The sequence below is a fragment of the Daejeonella sp. genome (assembly GCF_037719425.1).
GTDB lineage: Bacteria > Bacteroidota > Bacteroidia > Sphingobacteriales > Sphingobacteriaceae > Daejeonella.
The window spans coordinates 1-17441 of sequence record NZ_JBBJNI010000089.1; the positions used below are offsets into that span (position 1 = coordinate 1).

Here is a 17441-nt window from a genome sequence, read left to right on the forward strand (position 1 = left end):
GGGGGGATGAAGGCGGGCGCATGCCGCCTTCATTCCCCCCCTTATGTTCCGCCAATAATTGTCATCCTCGCGAAAGCGAGGACCTCCTCCGTACTTCGCCCCTCATGATCATCGCTCGCCCACGGGATGAAGCCCGTGGAAACATACCTAACGAATTATAAAAAGGCTCGCCGAAAGATATGTATACAGGGTAGCTGCCGGTAGGCAGGTTCATAGCCAGTGAAAAACGAATTGAATTCTAATGAAAAATCTTAATATTGTACGGGCATCATTATGAAGACAGAGGAGCTATACCAGTTATACCAAAAACATCCGGTTATTTGTACAGATACACGAAAGGTTACTGATTCGTGCCTGTTTTTCGCTCTTAAGGGCGATAACTTTGACGCGAATGAATTTGCTGCAAAAGCCATCGAAGCGGGTGCATCATACGCCGTCATCGACGATGAACGATACGCTATCAACGACCGTTATCTCCTTGTGCAAGATGTTCTAACTGCACTTCAGGATCTGTCAGCTTTTCATCGCAAACAATTAACAATTCCGGTTATTGGTATCACCGGCACAAACGGTAAAACGACAACCAAAGAACTTATTAAATCTGTTTTGTCGCAGCATTGCAGGACTTATGCTACAGAAGGAAATCTGAATAATCATATCGGAGTTCCTTTAACCTTGTTATCGATACGTGAAGATTGTGATATCGCAATTGTGGAGATGGGTGCAAATCACCAAAAAGAGATTGAATTCCTTTGCAGCCTTGCCCAGCCTGGTTATGGCCTGATTACAAATGTAGGAAAGGCTCACTTAGAAGGGTTTGGCGGTGTTGAAGGTGTAAAGATCGGCAAAGGCGAGCTTTACGAATATCTTGCACGGACTAACGGAACGGCATTTATAAATACAGACAACCCGACTTTGGTAGACATGAGCAGGGATCGTGGCGTTCAAAAAGTAGTCAGCTACGGTAAAGGAGCAACCAATTATATCTCGGCAGGATTAAAAGAAGTTTCACCTTACTTGACCGTAGAGTGGCAGGTGAAAAGCCAGGAAGATGAATCTATCCACACCGCTGAATCAAATTTGCCCGGTACATACAACTTCGAAAATATTCTTGTTGCGATATGTATTGGCAGCTTTTTTAAACTGAGCCCGGACCAGATCATTGTGGGTATCAAGAGTTATGTGCCTCAAAATAACAGATCTCAGATTCTGAAAACAGAAAGCAATACCGTTATATGCGATTATTACAATGCTAATCCCAGCAGCATGATGGTTGCTCTTGATAATCTCGAAGCCGTGCCCGCTGAACGAAAGGTAATGATTCTTGGAGATATGTTTGAGCTGGGCGCAGAGGCAGCTATGGAACACCGGTTTGTAGTTGACAAAGCCATGGCAACAGCCTCAGGCAGAAGGATTTTTATCGGTGAAGAATTCCACAAGATTAAAAGCAGAATTGATGCTGAGTTTTACAAAAACACGATCGACGCTTCTGCTGCGCTGAAGGGAAACCCCGTAAAAGACTCCACAGTATTGCTCAAAGGATCCAGGGGGATGAAGCTTGAAAGTCTCCTCACTTCTCTGTGAATTTAAACATTACCGAACCTATATATAACAGCCTACAGTAATTGTATTATTGCCAATGATCCGATTTGCAAGCATCATCATGTTATTTTTATTTTCGGATGTTGCTGCTGCCTCCAAAATACATATTCTGGAGGACAAAAGTCTCCTCTTAAGTTCCAGTGAAGTACTTACTCAATTCAATCTGGGCAAATCTAAGGAAATGCTTACAGCAAGTTTCAATGCCGGATTTACAAAGTCGGTTTACTGGCTAATAATAAAATCTGATCCGGAAAACTTAAACCATAAGCTTATTATCGGGAATGCGCATATCAACAAGTTGGAATTTTACATCGCAGATGGAAATGGTCCTCGCTTACGATATATTACTGGTGATCATTTCCCCTTCGCTCAGCGACCGGTAAATAATCGATTATTTATTTTTCCCCTCGAGGCAAAGGCAGAATCCATTTATCTTGTTAAAGTAGATAAGCGTGATGAATCCCTCCAGCTCGAGGTACAAATTCTGTCCTCAGCTGAGTTGTACCAAAAGGCCGCAAATGAAAACCTGATAACTGGAATACTTTGGGGGATTATTCTACTAGTCCTGGTTTTCGTCTGCTTTATGTTCGTCACCATTAGGGAAAGCCTCTACTTGCATTACTTGCTTTATATCATTATTGTCTGTTTATGGATCGTCGCGGATAAAGGTTACGGTTATCAATTTATATGGTCTGATTATCCAGATTTTGCCAGCCGTGCAAGGCCCATATTCAATACACTTTGGAATATTATGATCATCCAGTTGATGCAATCATTCCTAAATCAAAGCAAGGCTAGCCCTTTTTACAAGCCTCTAAACGTAATAAAAATCGCGTCTTTCCTGTTAGGATTGGCTTTCTTAATCTCGCCTGTAGAACTTCATAAACTCTCATTTTGGTTTCTTGGCGCACTCTTTTTGCTGGGGGGATCTACTATCGTCCTTTTAACCGTTAGTATAATAGAACAAATTTTAAAAGGAAATAAACCTGCCTGGTTTTATATGATATCAGTATTTATGCTCATTGTATTTTCTATTACAGAGCTTTTTATTCAGAGTGGTAATTCGAATATGACATTAAATTATTTATCTAACTATGGAATTCAAACCGGTCTGGTTACTGAGATTATTATCCTAAACTTTGGGTTAGCTCATCGATTTAACTCCTATAAAAACGATAAGGAAAATCTATTGATCGAGGTTAATAAAAAACAAAACGAGCTAACTACTCGTATAATTGAAACCCAGGAGATTGAGAGACGAAAAATTGCAGATCAACTTCATGATGATGTAGGGTCTATGCTGTCATTAGCAATTCTGCAAATTTCTTCAATAAGGGACGACAATAGGTCCGGGGATAAAGCGAAGACCGGCCTTGAAAAAACAATAAAAGTTCTTGGGAATGTGTCAGATACAATCCGAAATATGAGCCACACATTAACGCCTATAGCAATAGAAAAATATGGTTTTAGGAATGCAATAGTGGACCTGTTGTCAAGTATTAATTTAGCCAAAAAAATTCACGTAGAATATATTATACTTGGCTTCGAGAACACTCAGAATTACAAGTCGAATCTTCTTAACGATCTCTATAGAATAATTGTTGAATTGCTAAATAATGTAATTAAGCATTCACAGGCCTCTCACTGTCTGCTTCAGCTTGTAGAACATGAAGATGTTTTATCTATAATGATCGAAGATAATGGGAAGGGTACGCAGAATGATCTGACAGTATTGAAAAATGGTATGGGGCTAAATAATATAAAATTGAGAGTTGAGTATTTTAAAGGGCGCATCGAGCTTTCCGAAAAAATAGAGGGGGGGACTTTAGTTAATATTGAAATACCTGTTAATACTATTGAAACATGATAAAGCTGATAATTGCTGATGATCATCAACTTTTAATAGAAGGGTTGATTTCTGTACTTTCAGAGGTCGAAGGCATTATGATGCTGGAACCTGTCAATGATGGAAAACAACTCATAAATAGTCTGCGCTCTAATACCGCCGATATCGTTTTACTTGACCTCAATATGCCCAATATGGACGGCATTAAGGCATTAGAAGTTTTAAAACAGGAATTCTCCAGAATCAAGATCATTGTTTTAACTAATTATAATCAGCCTCAGCTCGTTGAAAAAATTAAAAAATTGGGAGCTGATGGGTACATTTTAAAGAGCAGCGCTTCTCTGGTCCTGAAAGAAGCTATATTTAAAGTTTCACAGGGCGAATCATATTTTGAACAGGAATTAATCTCTGAAACCGAACCCAATCATTATTTTATAGATGATTTCATGAAAAAGTTTCAGCTCACCAGGCGGGAGGTAGAGATTATACGAATGATTGAGAGGGAATTTACGAGTAAGACAATCGCAGATGCCCTTTATATCAGTGAGTTTACTGTTTCTACTCACCGGAAAAATATTATGAAAAAGCTTGGTGTTAAAAATGTTGCTGGCTTAATGAACATCGCGCAACAATTTGGAATTGCAGATATCTGATCAAACAGTATCCTCCTGGTTTTTTAACAACTTTTTTTTATATCTCTGCAACCAAAATACAACTAGTCCGCATCCTATAGAAAATATATATAAAGGATGTTTCACATCAAGAAGCAATACTGATGCAATGCTAAAAATAATAAGGAATATCGCAATAAATGTAAAGTAACGGCTCAAAATAAAACGCTTAAATAAACCCATTTTAATTAGCCTTTTCTACTCTTACGCCCGCATCTGTAACAGAGTTAAGCGGATTATCCCGCATATTCTGTTCAAGCTCAATTACATATTTACCTTTTGCAGGAAACCTGTAGTTTTCTTTGAAAGGCATTTGATAACTATATAAATTACCCGATCCACTGCCCAGCCATTCTCCATCGGGACGCGCAACCCTGAACTCCTTACGTTCGGTAGTTTTTTTACCATCCGGGCCTGTGATGTGTATAAGAAGGAAGATATTAGAGTACTTATAGCGGGATGTCAGACGTAAATTGACATATAAGTTATACGAAAGATCCACATTTTCGATCATCACCGGAACCTGTACTTTTTCGGTGTAGCTCCAATTATGCCCGGCTATTTCAATGTTATTGTCCACCACAGTTTGTGTATCCTGGCATGATGTAAACCCGGTCACAGATAAAAATATAAGCAGAATTAGATCTCCCTTTATTCCCATTTTACTCTGTAGGACGTTCACGGTTGTTATTGTTCCGGTAGTTTTTTCTTCTTTTGTTATTCCGGCTTTGCCCTGCCGGACGTTCAGCTTGCGGGTTATCGGCACCCCCTTCCGGCTGTACGCTCGGTTGTTGGTTAGCTGGTCTGGGCTGAGGATTAACGGGCTTGGGTTGAGGGTTGTTTGGCCGCGGTTGGTTTTGTTGAACCTGTTGTGGCCGCGGTGTGATTTCTCCCGTGCTCGGTACATTCGGGATAGGCCCTTTCGGCCTGTCCTTCTTATTCCGGTTATTCTTTTTGTTCCGATTATTTTTATTATCCAGACGCGTAAGACTGTCTTGCCCAACAACATTTTCGTAATCAAGAACTTTAGCCGGGGCAGACTTGCTCCCCTCCACCTCAACCTTTAAATATTCTGGCTTAATTCCTTCCCTGTTCAACTTCTGAACTTCTTTTACGCGTGCTATATCGAGGGCAATCCAGTTTTCGTCATTAGGGTAGCTAAACCACATTAGCTTTTTAAAGATATCCGTTTTTTGATGACGCACAGTCCCGGTTAGGGTTTCCAGACGTTCCACATTATCGGGAATATCTTTCAGCGCGTCCATATATGTATCCAGCTCATAGTTGAGGCAGCATTTAAGTTTGCCGCACTGACCGGCCAGCTTTAGTGTGTTCAAAGAAAGGTTTTGGTATCTGGCTGCTGAGGTGGAAACAGTTTTGAAATCTGTAAGCCAGGTTGAGCAGCACAACTCGCGTCCGCAGGAACCGATACCGCCTAAACGGCTTGCTTCCTGGCGCATGCCGATCTGCCGCATCTCTATGCGAATACGGAAGGTCTCAGCCATTTTCTTGATGAGTTCCCTGAAATCAACTCTTCCTTCAGCAGTATAATAAAATGTCGCTTTCGTCCTGTCACCCTGATAATCTACGTCACTGAGCTTCATTGCCAATCCCAGTTCCTTCGCAAGAACGCGTGATTTATGCATTGTCTCAAACTCAAGATCCTTGGAAATTTTCCATTTGTCAACATCTCCTGGTGTAGCTTTTCTGTAGATCTTTTTTACCACATCTTCGGTACGCACATGCCTCTTTTTAAGCTGCATCCGTACGAGCTCTCCAGTAAGGGATACATGCCCGATATCATAACCCCCTGTTGTGGTTTCGACAGCGACTAACTCGCCAGCTTCCAGATAAAGGTTTTCGGTATTTAGAAAGAACTCTTTTCTCGAGCCCTTGAATTTAATTTCTATTATATTGAATGGTTTATAGTTAGACGGCATGTCCATATGTGACAGCCAATCATAAACATCCAGTTTACTGCAACCATTGGTAAGGCAGGAGCCATTACTCTTGCAACCGGCAGGGGCACAGCCTCCTGTTGAACAACTTCCACAACCCATAACTAAGTCAGTATATATTGAGTCCCCGCAGGGAGCGTATTAAACTTCAAAATTTTAACGAATTGTAAAGATACATCTAAAAATAAAATTTTAGGATTCGCATTTCGCTCTATATGATAATGCGCTTTATCCATCTCGTTTATCAGCGCCTCAGCCCTTGCGAGATCCAGGTGCTTGCTAAAATTAGCTACAAAATCAAGTTCTGCTGTGGGTAAATGTACCAGTTCATTTGCACCTGAAAGAACCATGACACATTCACGGATCAGGCTGATGCCATATTTTAGCAGATTCTTCTGATTTTCGCGGCCAATCTTCGAAGCTTCTTCCACAAACTCAAAGATAGAAGGCCCCCGGTCGGCAAATGTCATCCGCATCCAGCCGGAGAACAAGCGGAAATTATCATTATCATCTTCTTTGAGGAAATTTAAAGCGGCCGTTAAATTTCCTTCACTCAAATATGCAGTTTGCGCGGCCTTCGATTCGCTGATATCTTTTGTTTTAAGCAAATGCTCACGTATCTCTGCCTGGCTTAGCGCAGGGATCTTAACCAACTGGGTTCTGGATATTATCGTATTCAACAGCTGGTCCTGGCTTTGGGCCACAAGTATGATCAATGTTTTCTCGGCCGGTTCTTCCAATGTTTTAAGGAGCCTGTTTCCTTCATTCTTTAAATATTCAGGAAGCCAGATGATCATGGCTTTATAATCCGACTCAAATGGCTTTAGTGAAAGCCGGTGCAGAACGTTCATACATTCGGCTTTATTAATATTGGGCTGCTTGTTCTGCGCATCTAAACGCTCCCGCCATTCATCCAGGTTAAAATATGGATTGCTTAGTACCAGATCCCGCCACTCTTCCAGATCCGGCATGCCATCCTCTTTTTCACCGCCCCGGAAAAAGGGGTATGAAAAATGAAGATCCGGATGAATTAGCTTACTGTATTTTCTGCACGATGAACAAGTCCCGCAGCTGTCATCTTCTGTTCGATCTGAGCAGGAAATAAACTGAGCGTACGCTAAAGCCAGAGCAAAATTCCCCGATCCTTCAGGTCCAAGAAAAAGTTGCGCATGGCTTACTCTGTTCTCGGCAACTGTCCTGATAAGATGTGCTTTTACTTTCTTCTGCCCTACGATTTCACTAAACTGCATCGTGCAAAATAAGAAAAGAAGCTGTCACAGTGAAATTTTATATCTAAGGCAAAACAGCGCCACCCGCGGCAGCACGCTATGCTATACCCCTGCCCCCTTTGCAAGAATCCCTGGATTTAAACCTTAGTTTTGTACCTATAAAAAACTAATCAGTTGAAGCAAGATCCAGGATCAAGGTTGGAACTATCCGGCGAAGAAATGAAAGACTTCGGGTACCGCGTAGTTGACGCGGTAGTGGAGCATTTTGAGACACAGGAAGAAAAACAACCCGTTGCAAGCGGCTCCAGGAAGGAAATGGAGGAATTGTTTTCCGAAAACCTTCCGGAAGATCCAACGCCAGCCAACGACGTGCTTGATTTCGTACTCAGAAATGTGATGCCTCAAAGTAATATAATGAGCCATCCAAAGTCTTATTCTTTTGTGCCGGGGCCCAGCAACTATATTAGTGTCATGTCTGATACATTGGCGACAGGTTTTAATATCTTCTCGGGTGGCTGGGTGGGATCTCCGGCTGCTGCAACTATCGAAATCGTGACAGTGAACTGGCTTCTTAAGCTCTTTAACTTCCAGGTCAAGAAAGGCGGCGGTATCTTTACCAGCGGCGGCTCGATGGCGAATCTTACTGCGCTTGCAACAGCCCGCAAGGTTAAGTGCGGTGAGGATTTTTCCAAAGCAGTGATCTATCTTTCCGATCAGGCTCACTCATCTAATATAAAAGCGATCAGTATCCTCGGGTTCAGAAAAGAGCAAGTAAGGATAATTCCTACAGATATGGAGTTCAAGTTCTCCATTAATAAATTGAAGAATGCAATTGCCAGAGATAAGCTCGAAGGCTTGCAGCCGTTCTGCCTGGTTGCCTCGTCGGGAACAACCAATACCGGTACCATAGATCCTTTAGACGAACTTGCCGGCATCTGTAAAGCAGAAAATATCTGGCTGCATGTCGACGGTGCTTTTGGCGCGGCTGCAATACTTTCAAAGAACGGAAAGAAAATGCTTAAGGGTATCGAAAAAGCCGACTCGCTGACTATTGACCCGCATAAATGGCTATTTCAGCCTTATGAAATAGGATGCCTCCTTGTACAAAATCATAAATGGCTCAAAGGAACATTTAGCGAAAAGGCGACCTACCTGAGGGATATCGAAGGCAATGAGTCGGAAATAAATTTCTACGATCACGGCATTGAGCTCACCCGGAACTTCAGGGCACTTAAGTTTTACATGTCTGTCAAAACTTTTGGTCTCAAAGCCTTTAGAAAAGCGATCGATTATAATATTGAACTTGCAGAACGGGTGGAAGCAGAACTCAGGCAAAGCAATGCCTGGGAAGTGGTATCTCCGGCTACACTCGCTATAATTAATTTCAGGTATCATCCCGTCGGACAGAAATTTACCGATCGTAAGCTTGACCAGATCAATCAAAAGATTTCCGCAAAAGTCCTTGCTTCAAAAGAAGCACTTTTGGTTACCACCATGCTGCAGGGACAAGTAGTACTCAGAATGTGTTTAATAAACCCGCGAACAACAATGGAACATATTAAAAGCACGCTGGCGCTTTGTGAGAAATTTGCGGCTGAGTAGTATCGGGATGTTTACGTACAATAATATATTTGTTCAGCTTAATTGACAAACATGCGAATCTTAGCTTTTGATTATGGAACCAAACGTATCGGCATAGCTGTTACCGATCCGCTGCAGATCATTGCTACAGGCCTGGACACCATTCATCCAAAGGATATTATTGAATACCTGAAAAATTATCTCGCAAAAGAACAGGTTGAGCTATTTGTAGTTGGCGAGCCCTTGCAGATGAACGGTACTCCATCTCAATCGACACCGCATATCAAAGGATTTATTACAATCCTGAAAAAGCACTTCCCTGAAATCCCGGTCGAAAGGATAGATGAACGCTTTACCTCAAAGATGGCTTCAGCTGTTGTTGCGCAAAGCGGATTCAAACGTTCGGACCGCCAGGATAAAGCCCGTTTAGATACTATATCTGCTACGATTATCTTACAGACCTATCTCGAAAAAAGAAGCTGGATTTAATCTGAATTTGTTGTTGTGAGTTTATTTAATTAAATTTAATTATGAAGGTTCTGTTCACTGATGTCCCCAAAAAAAAGCTAACTATTTTAAAAAAGATGGCAGAGTCATTAAAAATTGAGATGGAGGTCTTGCAAGACAATGAGGACGCAACTATTAGTCAGGCTATGGAAGAGGGGAAAGCGTACGGTCGAATGACTACTGGCGAAAAAGATGATTTTTTGGACTGGCTAAATCAATAGTAGCTTTTTCGTGGAGATTGAGTTTGAAAGAGTCTTTCAAAAAGACACAATAAATCTCCCTCCTAATATAAAAAATGCGATTTCAATTTTAGTTACGGAAGTTCAAAAGTCCGAATCCCTCAAATCTATTGCGGGGATAAAGAAGCTAAAGGGTTCTAAATCATCTTTCCGTGTGAGATTAGGAGATTACCGGATAGGTTTGTACCTGGATAAGGAAAAGGTAGTCTTTTCCAGAGCCCTCCACAGAAAAGACATTTACAAATATTTCCCCTGATCAGGAGCAACGCGGCTTCCCAATCTCAAAAAACTACCCTTGTATAATGGAACTTATCAGCGAAGAGCTAAAAAATTATCTAATAAAATACTGCGATCCTGAAAACCGGCTTCTTAAAAAAATAGACCGGGAGACCAACCTAAAAGTTTCTATGCCGCGCATGTTATCGGGCCATTATCAGGGCCGGGTGTTGAGTATGCTAAGTAAAATGATTGCGCCCGAGAGAATCCTGGAGATAGGAACCTTTACAGGGTATGCAACTTTATGCCTGGCGGAAGGTCTCACAGAAAATGGCAAGATCCACACCATTGATGTAAATGCTGAATTGGAGGATATGGTTAAAGCAAGTTTTAGCAAATCTCCTCATAAAGCTAAGATCGTCTATCACATTGGTGATGCGACTAAATTAATCCCTGGCTTAGCAGAAGTTTTCGACATAGTCTTTATTGATGCCGATAAAAAAAATAACGGCACCTACTATAACATTGTGATCGATAAATTAAGATCTGGTGGGATTATAATAGTAGATAATGTGCTATGGAGTGGAAAAGTACTTGAGGAAACCTGCATGAGCTTGCCTGTCATACAAAAAAATGAACATAAGGTCATGCCTGCCTGGCCGGTAGGCAGGCAAACTTCATTGCCGATAAAAAACAAACTAAATTCTAATGAAAAAATAGATCAGAATACCATAATAATTGCTAATTTTAATGAGATGGTGATGAAGGATCAGCGGGTTGAAAAGCTGATACTGCCCGTTCGGGATGGATTGTTTGTAATACGAAAAAAATAAGGAAGCGCTCTCCTTTTAATATTCAGAAATTAAAGCACCTTCATGAAACACTTCTTCACCCTGCTCTTTATTGGCCTGAGTTTGTCTGTCGCAGCACAGAACACCCCGCGTGAATACATTGAAAAATACAAAGACATTGCGGTTCGTCACATGGACGACCAAGGTGTACCTGCAAGTGTAATACTTGCAATCTCCATGCACGAATCTGCTAACGGGAACAGTAAGATCGCCAAATATCTTAACAATCATTTCGGGATAAAAGGGAAGAATTCAAGTAAAGAGATTAAATCCTCATATCGCGGGTATGATTCCGTAACGGATTCTTACGTGGATTTCATGGGTGCAATGCACCGGAATAAAAAGTTTGAGGCGCTATTCGGTAAATATCCAAGCTATGATTATTACAACTGGGTTCTGGGGATTGAAAATGGCGGTTATGCTGCCAGCAAAATGTGGGCCACTCGTGTTCTGGCCATCATAAAAAAATACCGTTTGTACGAGTTTGACAAGCGGCCAGGGGGTGCTACAAAAGTGAGTGTTCTTGTCCCCGCTGCCGCCGGGCCAGCCGTTTCTAAATCATCGGAACCAGCAATTAACATTTATACCGTTAGAAAGGGGGACACCCTTTCTGCCATCGCAAAGAAGTTTAGCTCAAGCGTTAAAACCTTAATGAGTAAAAATTCGTTATCAAATAGTAAGCTCTCAATTGGTCAAAAATTGTTACTGTAAATAACAAACCCACTCATGAAAAAGTATTTGATATTATTGATGGTTGCGGCATTATTTGCCGGATCATGCCGGATAAAGAAAGCAGGATTGCCCAAGTCCAACAACCTTTATACTCCGGTACAAACATTTAGGTAAGCGTCTTTTAAGCTCAGTTTTGCATAAAGAAGGAGATTAAGTATAACGAAGGGCATAATAATTAATTGTAAATATTCAATTTAGCAACCGGATTTAAAACCGGCTATATGAAGATATACTTTTTCCCTTTTTTAATTCTTATGGCCCTGTCAACCGCCTGCAGCACGCGGAAGGCTACCGTTTCTAAGTCGGCTGCGAAGGCTCCTCAACCCTCCACAAAACCTATCAAAACAATAATCGGCAATACGCTTGTCAATAAATATTCTGCTGACGATTACATCGAAAGGTTCAAGGCTATTGCCATAAAAGAAATGAACAGTTACGGTATCCCTGCAAGTATTACCCTTGCGCAGGGCTTGCTAGAATCAGGTAATGGTAACAGCAGCCTGGCTCGCGATGCAAACAATCATTTTGGTATTAAATGCACCCCTGAATGGAAAGGGAAAACGATATTAAAAGACGACGATCAAATAGATGATTGCTTTAGAGTTTACACCAGTCCGGAAGAGTCCTTCCGCGACCATTCTGAATTTCTGAAACGCAAACGCTATGCTCCCCTTTTTGAACTCAACAAAGATGATTACCGCGGATGGGCAGCCGGCTTAAAAGAAGCTGGATATGCAACAAATCCCCGCTATGCTGACTTACTGATCACACTTGTCGATCGGTATGACCTTAGTAAATATGATCGTAAAGAAGGTTTTGTAGAGAAGATCAAGCGGGAAGACAAGGTTCTTACTGAAATAGTCCAGAATATTCCTGAAGAGAAAAAGCTGGAGCCAGCCAAAGCTCCTGTAGAAATGAAGATTTACGAGGTAAAACAAGGCGACACTATGTTTACTATCGCAAAACGCTTTTCTATTACCGTAGACGAACTGAAAATACTGAACGATTTGGGCAACTCCGATGTCAAGTTGGGCCAGTTATTGCTTGTTTCAAAGTAATTGTTAAAATTGTTAAATCCGAACCTGCCCGGCCCTGAAACCCGTAAGTTTATAGACATTGAAACCATCATGAGCATACCACTTACAAACTACAAAAAACATGCTCATGATAGCTTCACAACCGATAAAAAACAATTATACCTTTGGTGAAAAAAGTCATTTATATCCTATTCCTGCTTATTCTTTCTGCGGGAAAGTTGTTTGCTCAGGACAAGCCCTTCCAGGGGATTGTGTTCGATATGGACAGCAAGCAGCGACTCACGCGTGTGTATATTTATAACACCCGCACTGGACAAGGATTTTATAACACCACCAAAGGAGAATTTAAAACTACTGCCCGTACCGGCGATGTTTTGGTCGCTGCCTTGCAAGGCTATGGAGTGGATACGATCAGCGTCAAATCTGAAAGCACTCTCTTATTTTACTTAAGGCGAAATAGTATCCAGCTTCAGGAAGTCGTTGTTCGCGACAGCTTGAAAACCCCGGCCGAGCAGCTCAAGCAAGCTCAGGAGGAGTACAATACCATTTATTCTAAGGGAGCTGTTAAAGATGTATTTACAACCGGCGGCAGTAATGGCGGCGGCGGTGCGGGTTTAAGCATTAACGCATTATACAATCTTTTAAGCAAGGAGGGCAAAAATGCCCGGATGCTTCAGAAAATTATTGAGCGCGATTATCGTGATGCTATGATCGAATATCGCTTTACAAAGACCCTCGTAAACAATGTTACCGGATTAAACGGTGCCAGGCTCACAGATTTTAAACAGCAATATAAGCCAGGGTATTACTTCATACTCGAGGTTAATGATTACGAATTAATCCAGTACATCCAAAAATCCTTTCAAAGCTATCTGGAGAACCCCGCTGCCAATCGGCTTGGCCCTCTTAAAGGAAATGGTCAATGAAGTTCCCGGTATTGCATCTTCCTTTTTTGCCGGCCGCAGGAATGGCAATATTCCCGTTCGTCCTGATTAAGTACTCTGAACTTAAAAACGACCGGCAGATCATTAATCATGAGCTCATTCATATCCGGCAGCAGATTGAGCTGTTAGTGATTCCCTTCTTTATTCTGTATCTGATAAACTATCTGGTCAATCGGATAAGATATAGAAACCACGACCTGGCGTACAGGAATATCGTTTTTGAACGCGAAGCCTACAGCAATGATTCTGACTTTTTGTATTTGAAAAAACGCGGGTTTTCTTCATGGGTAAAATACTTTCGGTCACATTAACCCAGTAACATATCAAAAAGAGCTCTTTTTTCGCTTTATTTGCCAGATGCTTTTCCGTTGCCTTATCATATCAATATTTATTCTTCTCCAGAACCCGGCATTATTTGCACAGCAAACTGAAAATCCATCAGATACTACTTTATTAAAAGATCTCAGGCAATATCCCCGAAGAAACGCCCTCCCTGTACGACGCCCGGTTATTTTTCCGGAAACCGTCCGGCTCCCCGAACCAGAAGCATTGGAATTAAGCATTAATTACTGGCGCAGCTGGACCTCCTTTGGAGCGAATATTAACCAGGCATCCTTCAGCGATAATTGGGGTAGTGGGGGCGTAAACTCGTTGGCATTGGGCGGCCAGGCCTCTTATAAAACAGATTATACCAAAGGTGATAAGAACTTTGTATCTGACTTTCTGCTTCAATACGGGAAACTTAAAAACAAAGACCAGCTCTCCCGAAAAACGGCAGACCGGATTTTTTGGGACAATAAAGTTGCCCTTAAGCTATCTAAGAGCTGGTATTTTTTCGGTTCGTTAAACTTTGAGTCCCAGTTTGACCGCGGCTTCTCTTACGCAAAAAATGCCCAGGGCAATGAAACCCGGACCCTTCTATCCAGGTTTATGGCTCCGGGTTACTTAACGGAATCGATAGGCTTCGAATACAAACCGGTAAAGTACTTCTTTTTGAGAATTGGTACAGGAACGGCAAGGCAGACGTTCATGATTGACACTAATTTGTATAAAACGAATCCCAAAAACTTTGGTGTAAAGCCGGGTAAAGGATTTAGAAACGAGCTGGCATTCCAGGTAGTAGCTGCAATCGATAAGGATATCGCCACAAATTTGAACCTGAAAAGCAGGTACACTATGTTCGCTAACTACGAAAAGCTTAAAAGCATAGACAACCGCCTTGACGTCTCTCTAACAGCCCGGGTAAACCGGTGGATCAATGTCTCTCTTGCCGGGATAGCGCTCTATGACGACGATACCGCAGATAAGGTCCAGACAAGCCAGGCACTTTCCCTCGGGCTTGTATACAAATTCCCCCGGTAATTAATTTTTCTTCTTCAGCTGCAGATAGTCCAGGTAATACAAGACCTTAAGCGAAAGGCTATTGTTTTGCGGACGCCCAATTACCCTTCCGAAATTACGGCCATAACCTTCACGGTTTAACATCTCAGACTCTTGAGCAACATCCTTATAGGTGACACTTAGCTCACTGCCTGGAGCGAACTGCCAGGAATACACCATGTCTATATTAAAAACATTATAATTTACTTGCCGATTTATAAATTCTGTACCCGGATCAGCCCGGAGATTGCCATCGTCCTGAAGCATGAAGAAACTCTTGTTGCGCCTATCCGACCAATAGTGCCTTCCTCTTAAATTAAGCCCCATTTTGGCTGTAAAAGTATATTTGACATCAATTACGCTCTCGACGGTGTGGCGGTCATACCGGGAAAAAATAATTTCATTTGTGGAGCTTTTCCCAATCCAGTTAACATAGTTGTAACGCGGCGCTACCATTACCTCTGTTCCAAATGAAAGCTTATTGTTGACACGATAATTTTGGTAAAAGCCCGTGCTAAGTCCGAATCCGCCATAACTATCCTGGAATCGAAGGGAAAGATACGCGCCCCCACTATATTTTTTTGCATTGTTGGAATTAAACCTGGCGTTTACGCGCGTGCCTGAAAAAGTGTTAAATACCCTTCCTGCAGTTCGCGATTCATAAAAGTCATTGCCGGAAAATTCCCTTTCCATATTTACGTTTGCAGACCAAAAGTTTTTAAATTTCATCCATCCCCCAACGTTCACTTCAAAAGATTGATAGGCCTGGGGTTTGAATCGCTGCGAGTGATCTGCTTCAAACCAGGTTTCATACTGTAGATACCACTTCCCGGGTGTGTATTTACTATACGCCATAAAGAAGGAATGGTCCAAAAAGTTATTGTTTGTAAAAAAACCCAGATCTGAAGGATTAAATTTATCGTCTGTGAACTCCTGCTGTATATTCCATGTAAAATTCCCGCTCTGCTTTCCGCCGCGGAGCTCGTAACCATAACCCGTATCATCCATCGTCCCGGATTTCTGCTGGCTCATCTTGGCAGCACCCTGAACATGGTATTTATTTTTCTTATTGTTCAACCGGAATAAGAATGCACTAACATTGGCATCGTAGGCAGAACCCTGGCGTAAAACGTTTGTATTCAATAGAGTTACTGAGCTATTATTTTTCAGATTTTGATCGAGCACTATGATACTGTAATTGGTTAGAGGCTGTGTTTCAACCATGCGTTCTTGTCCCGAAGCGGTCAAAACTGTTGCCATCGCCCGGTTTGTAACAGCATTAAATACGCCAATTCCCAGTCCCTTGCCAGTCCGGCCGGAAACCTTTGTGGCGTTTATGAGCTTGCTTTCAGTCGGATTATTCTTCACGGTTTCTCCAGCCTTAAGCTGACCATTTACACTATTTGTATATGCCGGGAAAGAGCCTATCCTTCTTGAGTAAAAGAGATCGCCCTTGTTAAATAGCTCGGTTCCTTCTGTAAAAAACTGCCTGTTCTCATTGAATTTCACCTCAAACGGAGTGAGATTAAGAACCTGGTTATCAGAACGTACCTGTCCGAAATCAGGCACGAGCGTCATATCAAGGGTAAAGCTTTGATTGATCCCGTACTTTACGTCCATACCTCCATTGAATGATCCCGCAGTATTTTTAACGCCGGGCAAATTATAGGGATAATTATTTACAGACGTGGAGACATATGGCGAGAAAGAAAGCCTTACAGGAGATTTAATATTAGTAATTCCATTTAACTCACCCTCCTGGTTAATAAAGCCATTTACTTTGGGATCCACGAAATTCCAGCAGGACTGATAATTGACCTTTTGCCTGCTACGGATCATGTTTATTCCCCAAGTCTGGACATCCTTGTTCGCAAACCGAAGCGCTGAATATGGGATCTTAAACTCCGCAGTCCAGCCTTTTTCGTCAATTTTAACTTCGCTGTCCCACACTGCATTCCAGTTGTCATCTTCATTTCCCGAGGAGGAGTACTTCGCATCATACTGTGAACCGGCTGCTGTCACATAGAAACCAAGCCCGTTTATTCTGTCGAGGTATGGATCGAATATTATACCTATAAAATCTGAATTGCCTACGCGATCACGGGTCACCAATTCACGGGCAATGCTATCCGGATGATCATACATCCGGGCAGATACATAGATGGCAGAATTATCGTAAAGGATCTTTATCTCTGTCCGTTTTTCCCTGGATTCAACATTACCCGGAACCGGGCGAAGTTCCACAAACTCACTCGCAGCGACTGCATTTGTCCACTCCGCGTCATCGAGTACGCCATCAATTTTAGGAGCGCTCTCCGTTCGAAGAGCATTCATTTTCTTTATATTCTGGGCAACAGAATACATGCTGAAAGTACAAAATAGTAGTGCTAAGAGTAGTGCTTGCTTCATTAATTTAAATCAAAGGTTTGGTATATTTTAGTTATTAGACGCCAAAGTTGCCGAAACGTTGCATAACATTTTGTTAAGAATATGTTAAGAATTAAAAAAGTACGTCTGGTAATAGAGAAGCTAAGCTCACAAGAAATATTTCCGTTAAAACAGTAACTTTGCACCTGCTCAAAGCTGATTAAAGATGTTTGAAAATTTACAGGATAAACTGGACAGGGCCTTTAAAGTATTAAAAGGAC

General features: G+C 41.8%; 16 protein-coding genes. 12 read left to right on the forward strand and 4 right to left on the reverse strand.

From position 1 onward, the window contains the following. The first annotated feature begins 273 nt into the window (after window positions 1-273). Genes murF through WKF69_RS12290 form a run of 3 tightly spaced genes read left to right on the forward strand, consistent with a single transcriptional unit; the run spans window position 274 to window position 4101 of the window. Window positions 274-1584 (forward strand): UDP-N-acetylmuramoyl-tripeptide--D-alanyl-D-alanine ligase, encoded by a 1311-nt coding sequence (gene murF / locus WKF69_RS12280; protein ID WP_340382237.1) that lies wholly within the window; start codon window positions 274-276, stop codon window positions 1582-1584. A 55-nt stretch (window positions 1585-1639) separates the two neighbouring features. Then, a complete protein-coding gene (locus tag WKF69_RS12285; protein WP_340382239.1) occupies window positions 1640-3469 on the forward strand; it encodes a 7TM diverse intracellular signaling domain-containing protein in 1830 nt (609 codons plus the stop codon). Continuing rightward, entirely contained in the window at window positions 3466-4101 is a 636-nt protein-coding gene (locus WKF69_RS12290; protein ID WP_340382241.1) for a response regulator transcription factor, read from the forward strand. The genes WKF69_RS12285 and WKF69_RS12290 overlap by 4 nt, the downstream gene beginning before the upstream one ends. Before the next feature lie 202 nt (window positions 4102-4303). Here WKF69_RS12290 and WKF69_RS12295 read toward each other — a convergent pair whose 3' ends face one another. From WKF69_RS12295 to WKF69_RS12305, 3 genes are read right to left on the reverse strand one after another with little or no spacing between them, the layout of a single operon-like run. Continuing rightward, on the reverse strand, window positions 4304-4780 hold the full coding sequence (locus WKF69_RS12295; RefSeq protein WP_340382263.1) for a gliding motility lipoprotein GldH: 477 nt from the start codon (window positions 4778-4780) through the stop codon (window positions 4304-4306). A 1-nt stretch (window position 4781) separates the two neighbouring features. After that, complete coding sequence (gene ricT, locus WKF69_RS12300) at window positions 4782-6179, reverse strand: regulatory iron-sulfur-containing complex subunit RicT (protein WP_340382243.1); 1398 nt, start codon at window positions 6177-6179, stop codon at window positions 4782-4784. 2 nt (window positions 6180-6181) lie between these two features. Further along, window positions 6182-7327: a hypothetical protein gene (locus tag WKF69_RS12305; protein ID WP_340382245.1), complete on the reverse strand. Its 1146-nt coding sequence runs from the start codon at window positions 7325-7327 to the stop codon at window positions 6182-6184. A gap of 153 nt (window positions 7328-7480) precedes the next feature. Between WKF69_RS12305 and WKF69_RS12310 the strand changes: the two genes are divergently transcribed. The 9 genes from WKF69_RS12310 to WKF69_RS12350 all read left to right on the forward strand — a co-directional run bounded on the left by WKF69_RS12310 (window position 7481) and on the right by WKF69_RS12350 (window position 14775). Continuing rightward, window positions 7481-8908 carry an aminotransferase class V-fold PLP-dependent enzyme gene (locus tag WKF69_RS12310; RefSeq protein ID WP_340382247.1) on the forward strand — a complete coding sequence of 476 codons (1428 nt, stop codon included), beginning with the start codon at window positions 7481-7483 and terminating at the stop codon, window positions 8906-8908. A gap of 51 nt (window positions 8909-8959) precedes the next feature. Then, window positions 8960-9376 (forward strand): Holliday junction resolvase RuvX, encoded by a 417-nt coding sequence (gene ruvX, locus WKF69_RS12315; protein WP_340382249.1) that lies wholly within the window; start codon window positions 8960-8962, stop codon window positions 9374-9376. A 41-nt stretch (window positions 9377-9417) separates the two neighbouring features. Then, a complete protein-coding gene (locus WKF69_RS12320; protein ID WP_340382250.1) occupies window positions 9418-9615 on the forward strand; it encodes a hypothetical protein in 198 nt (65 codons plus the stop codon). Between the two features lie 320 nt (window positions 9616-9935). After that, complete coding sequence (locus tag WKF69_RS12325) at window positions 9936-10682, forward strand: O-methyltransferase (protein ID WP_340382251.1); 747 nt, start codon at window positions 9936-9938, stop codon at window positions 10680-10682. A 42-nt stretch (window positions 10683-10724) separates the two neighbouring features. After that, window positions 10725-11411, forward strand: a complete 687-nt coding sequence (locus WKF69_RS12330; RefSeq protein WP_340382252.1) for a glucosaminidase domain-containing protein — start codon at window positions 10725-10727, stop codon at window positions 11409-11411. A 242-nt stretch (window positions 11412-11653) separates the two neighbouring features. Continuing rightward, a complete protein-coding gene (locus WKF69_RS12335) occupies window positions 11654-12490 on the forward strand; it encodes a glucosaminidase domain-containing protein (RefSeq protein ID WP_340382253.1) in 837 nt (278 codons plus the stop codon). A gap of 146 nt (window positions 12491-12636) precedes the next feature. Continuing rightward, complete coding sequence (locus WKF69_RS12340) at window positions 12637-13395, forward strand: hypothetical protein (protein WP_340382255.1); 759 nt, start codon at window positions 12637-12639, stop codon at window positions 13393-13395. Then, window positions 13392-13724 (forward strand): hypothetical protein, encoded by a 333-nt coding sequence (locus tag WKF69_RS12345; protein ID WP_340382257.1) that lies wholly within the window; start codon window positions 13392-13394, stop codon window positions 13722-13724. Before WKF69_RS12340 ends, WKF69_RS12345 begins: the two co-directional genes overlap by 4 nt. A 46-nt stretch (window positions 13725-13770) precedes the next feature. After that, complete coding sequence (locus WKF69_RS12350; RefSeq protein WP_340382259.1) at window positions 13771-14775, forward strand: DUF3078 domain-containing protein; 1005 nt, start codon at window positions 13771-13773, stop codon at window positions 14773-14775. On the opposite strand, the gene WKF69_RS12355 is transcribed toward WKF69_RS12350, so the two are convergent. Then, window positions 14776-17202 (reverse strand): DUF5916 domain-containing protein, encoded by a 2427-nt coding sequence (locus WKF69_RS12355; protein WP_340382261.1) that lies wholly within the window; start codon window positions 17200-17202, stop codon window positions 14776-14778. Window positions 17203-17441 lie beyond the last annotated feature (239 nt).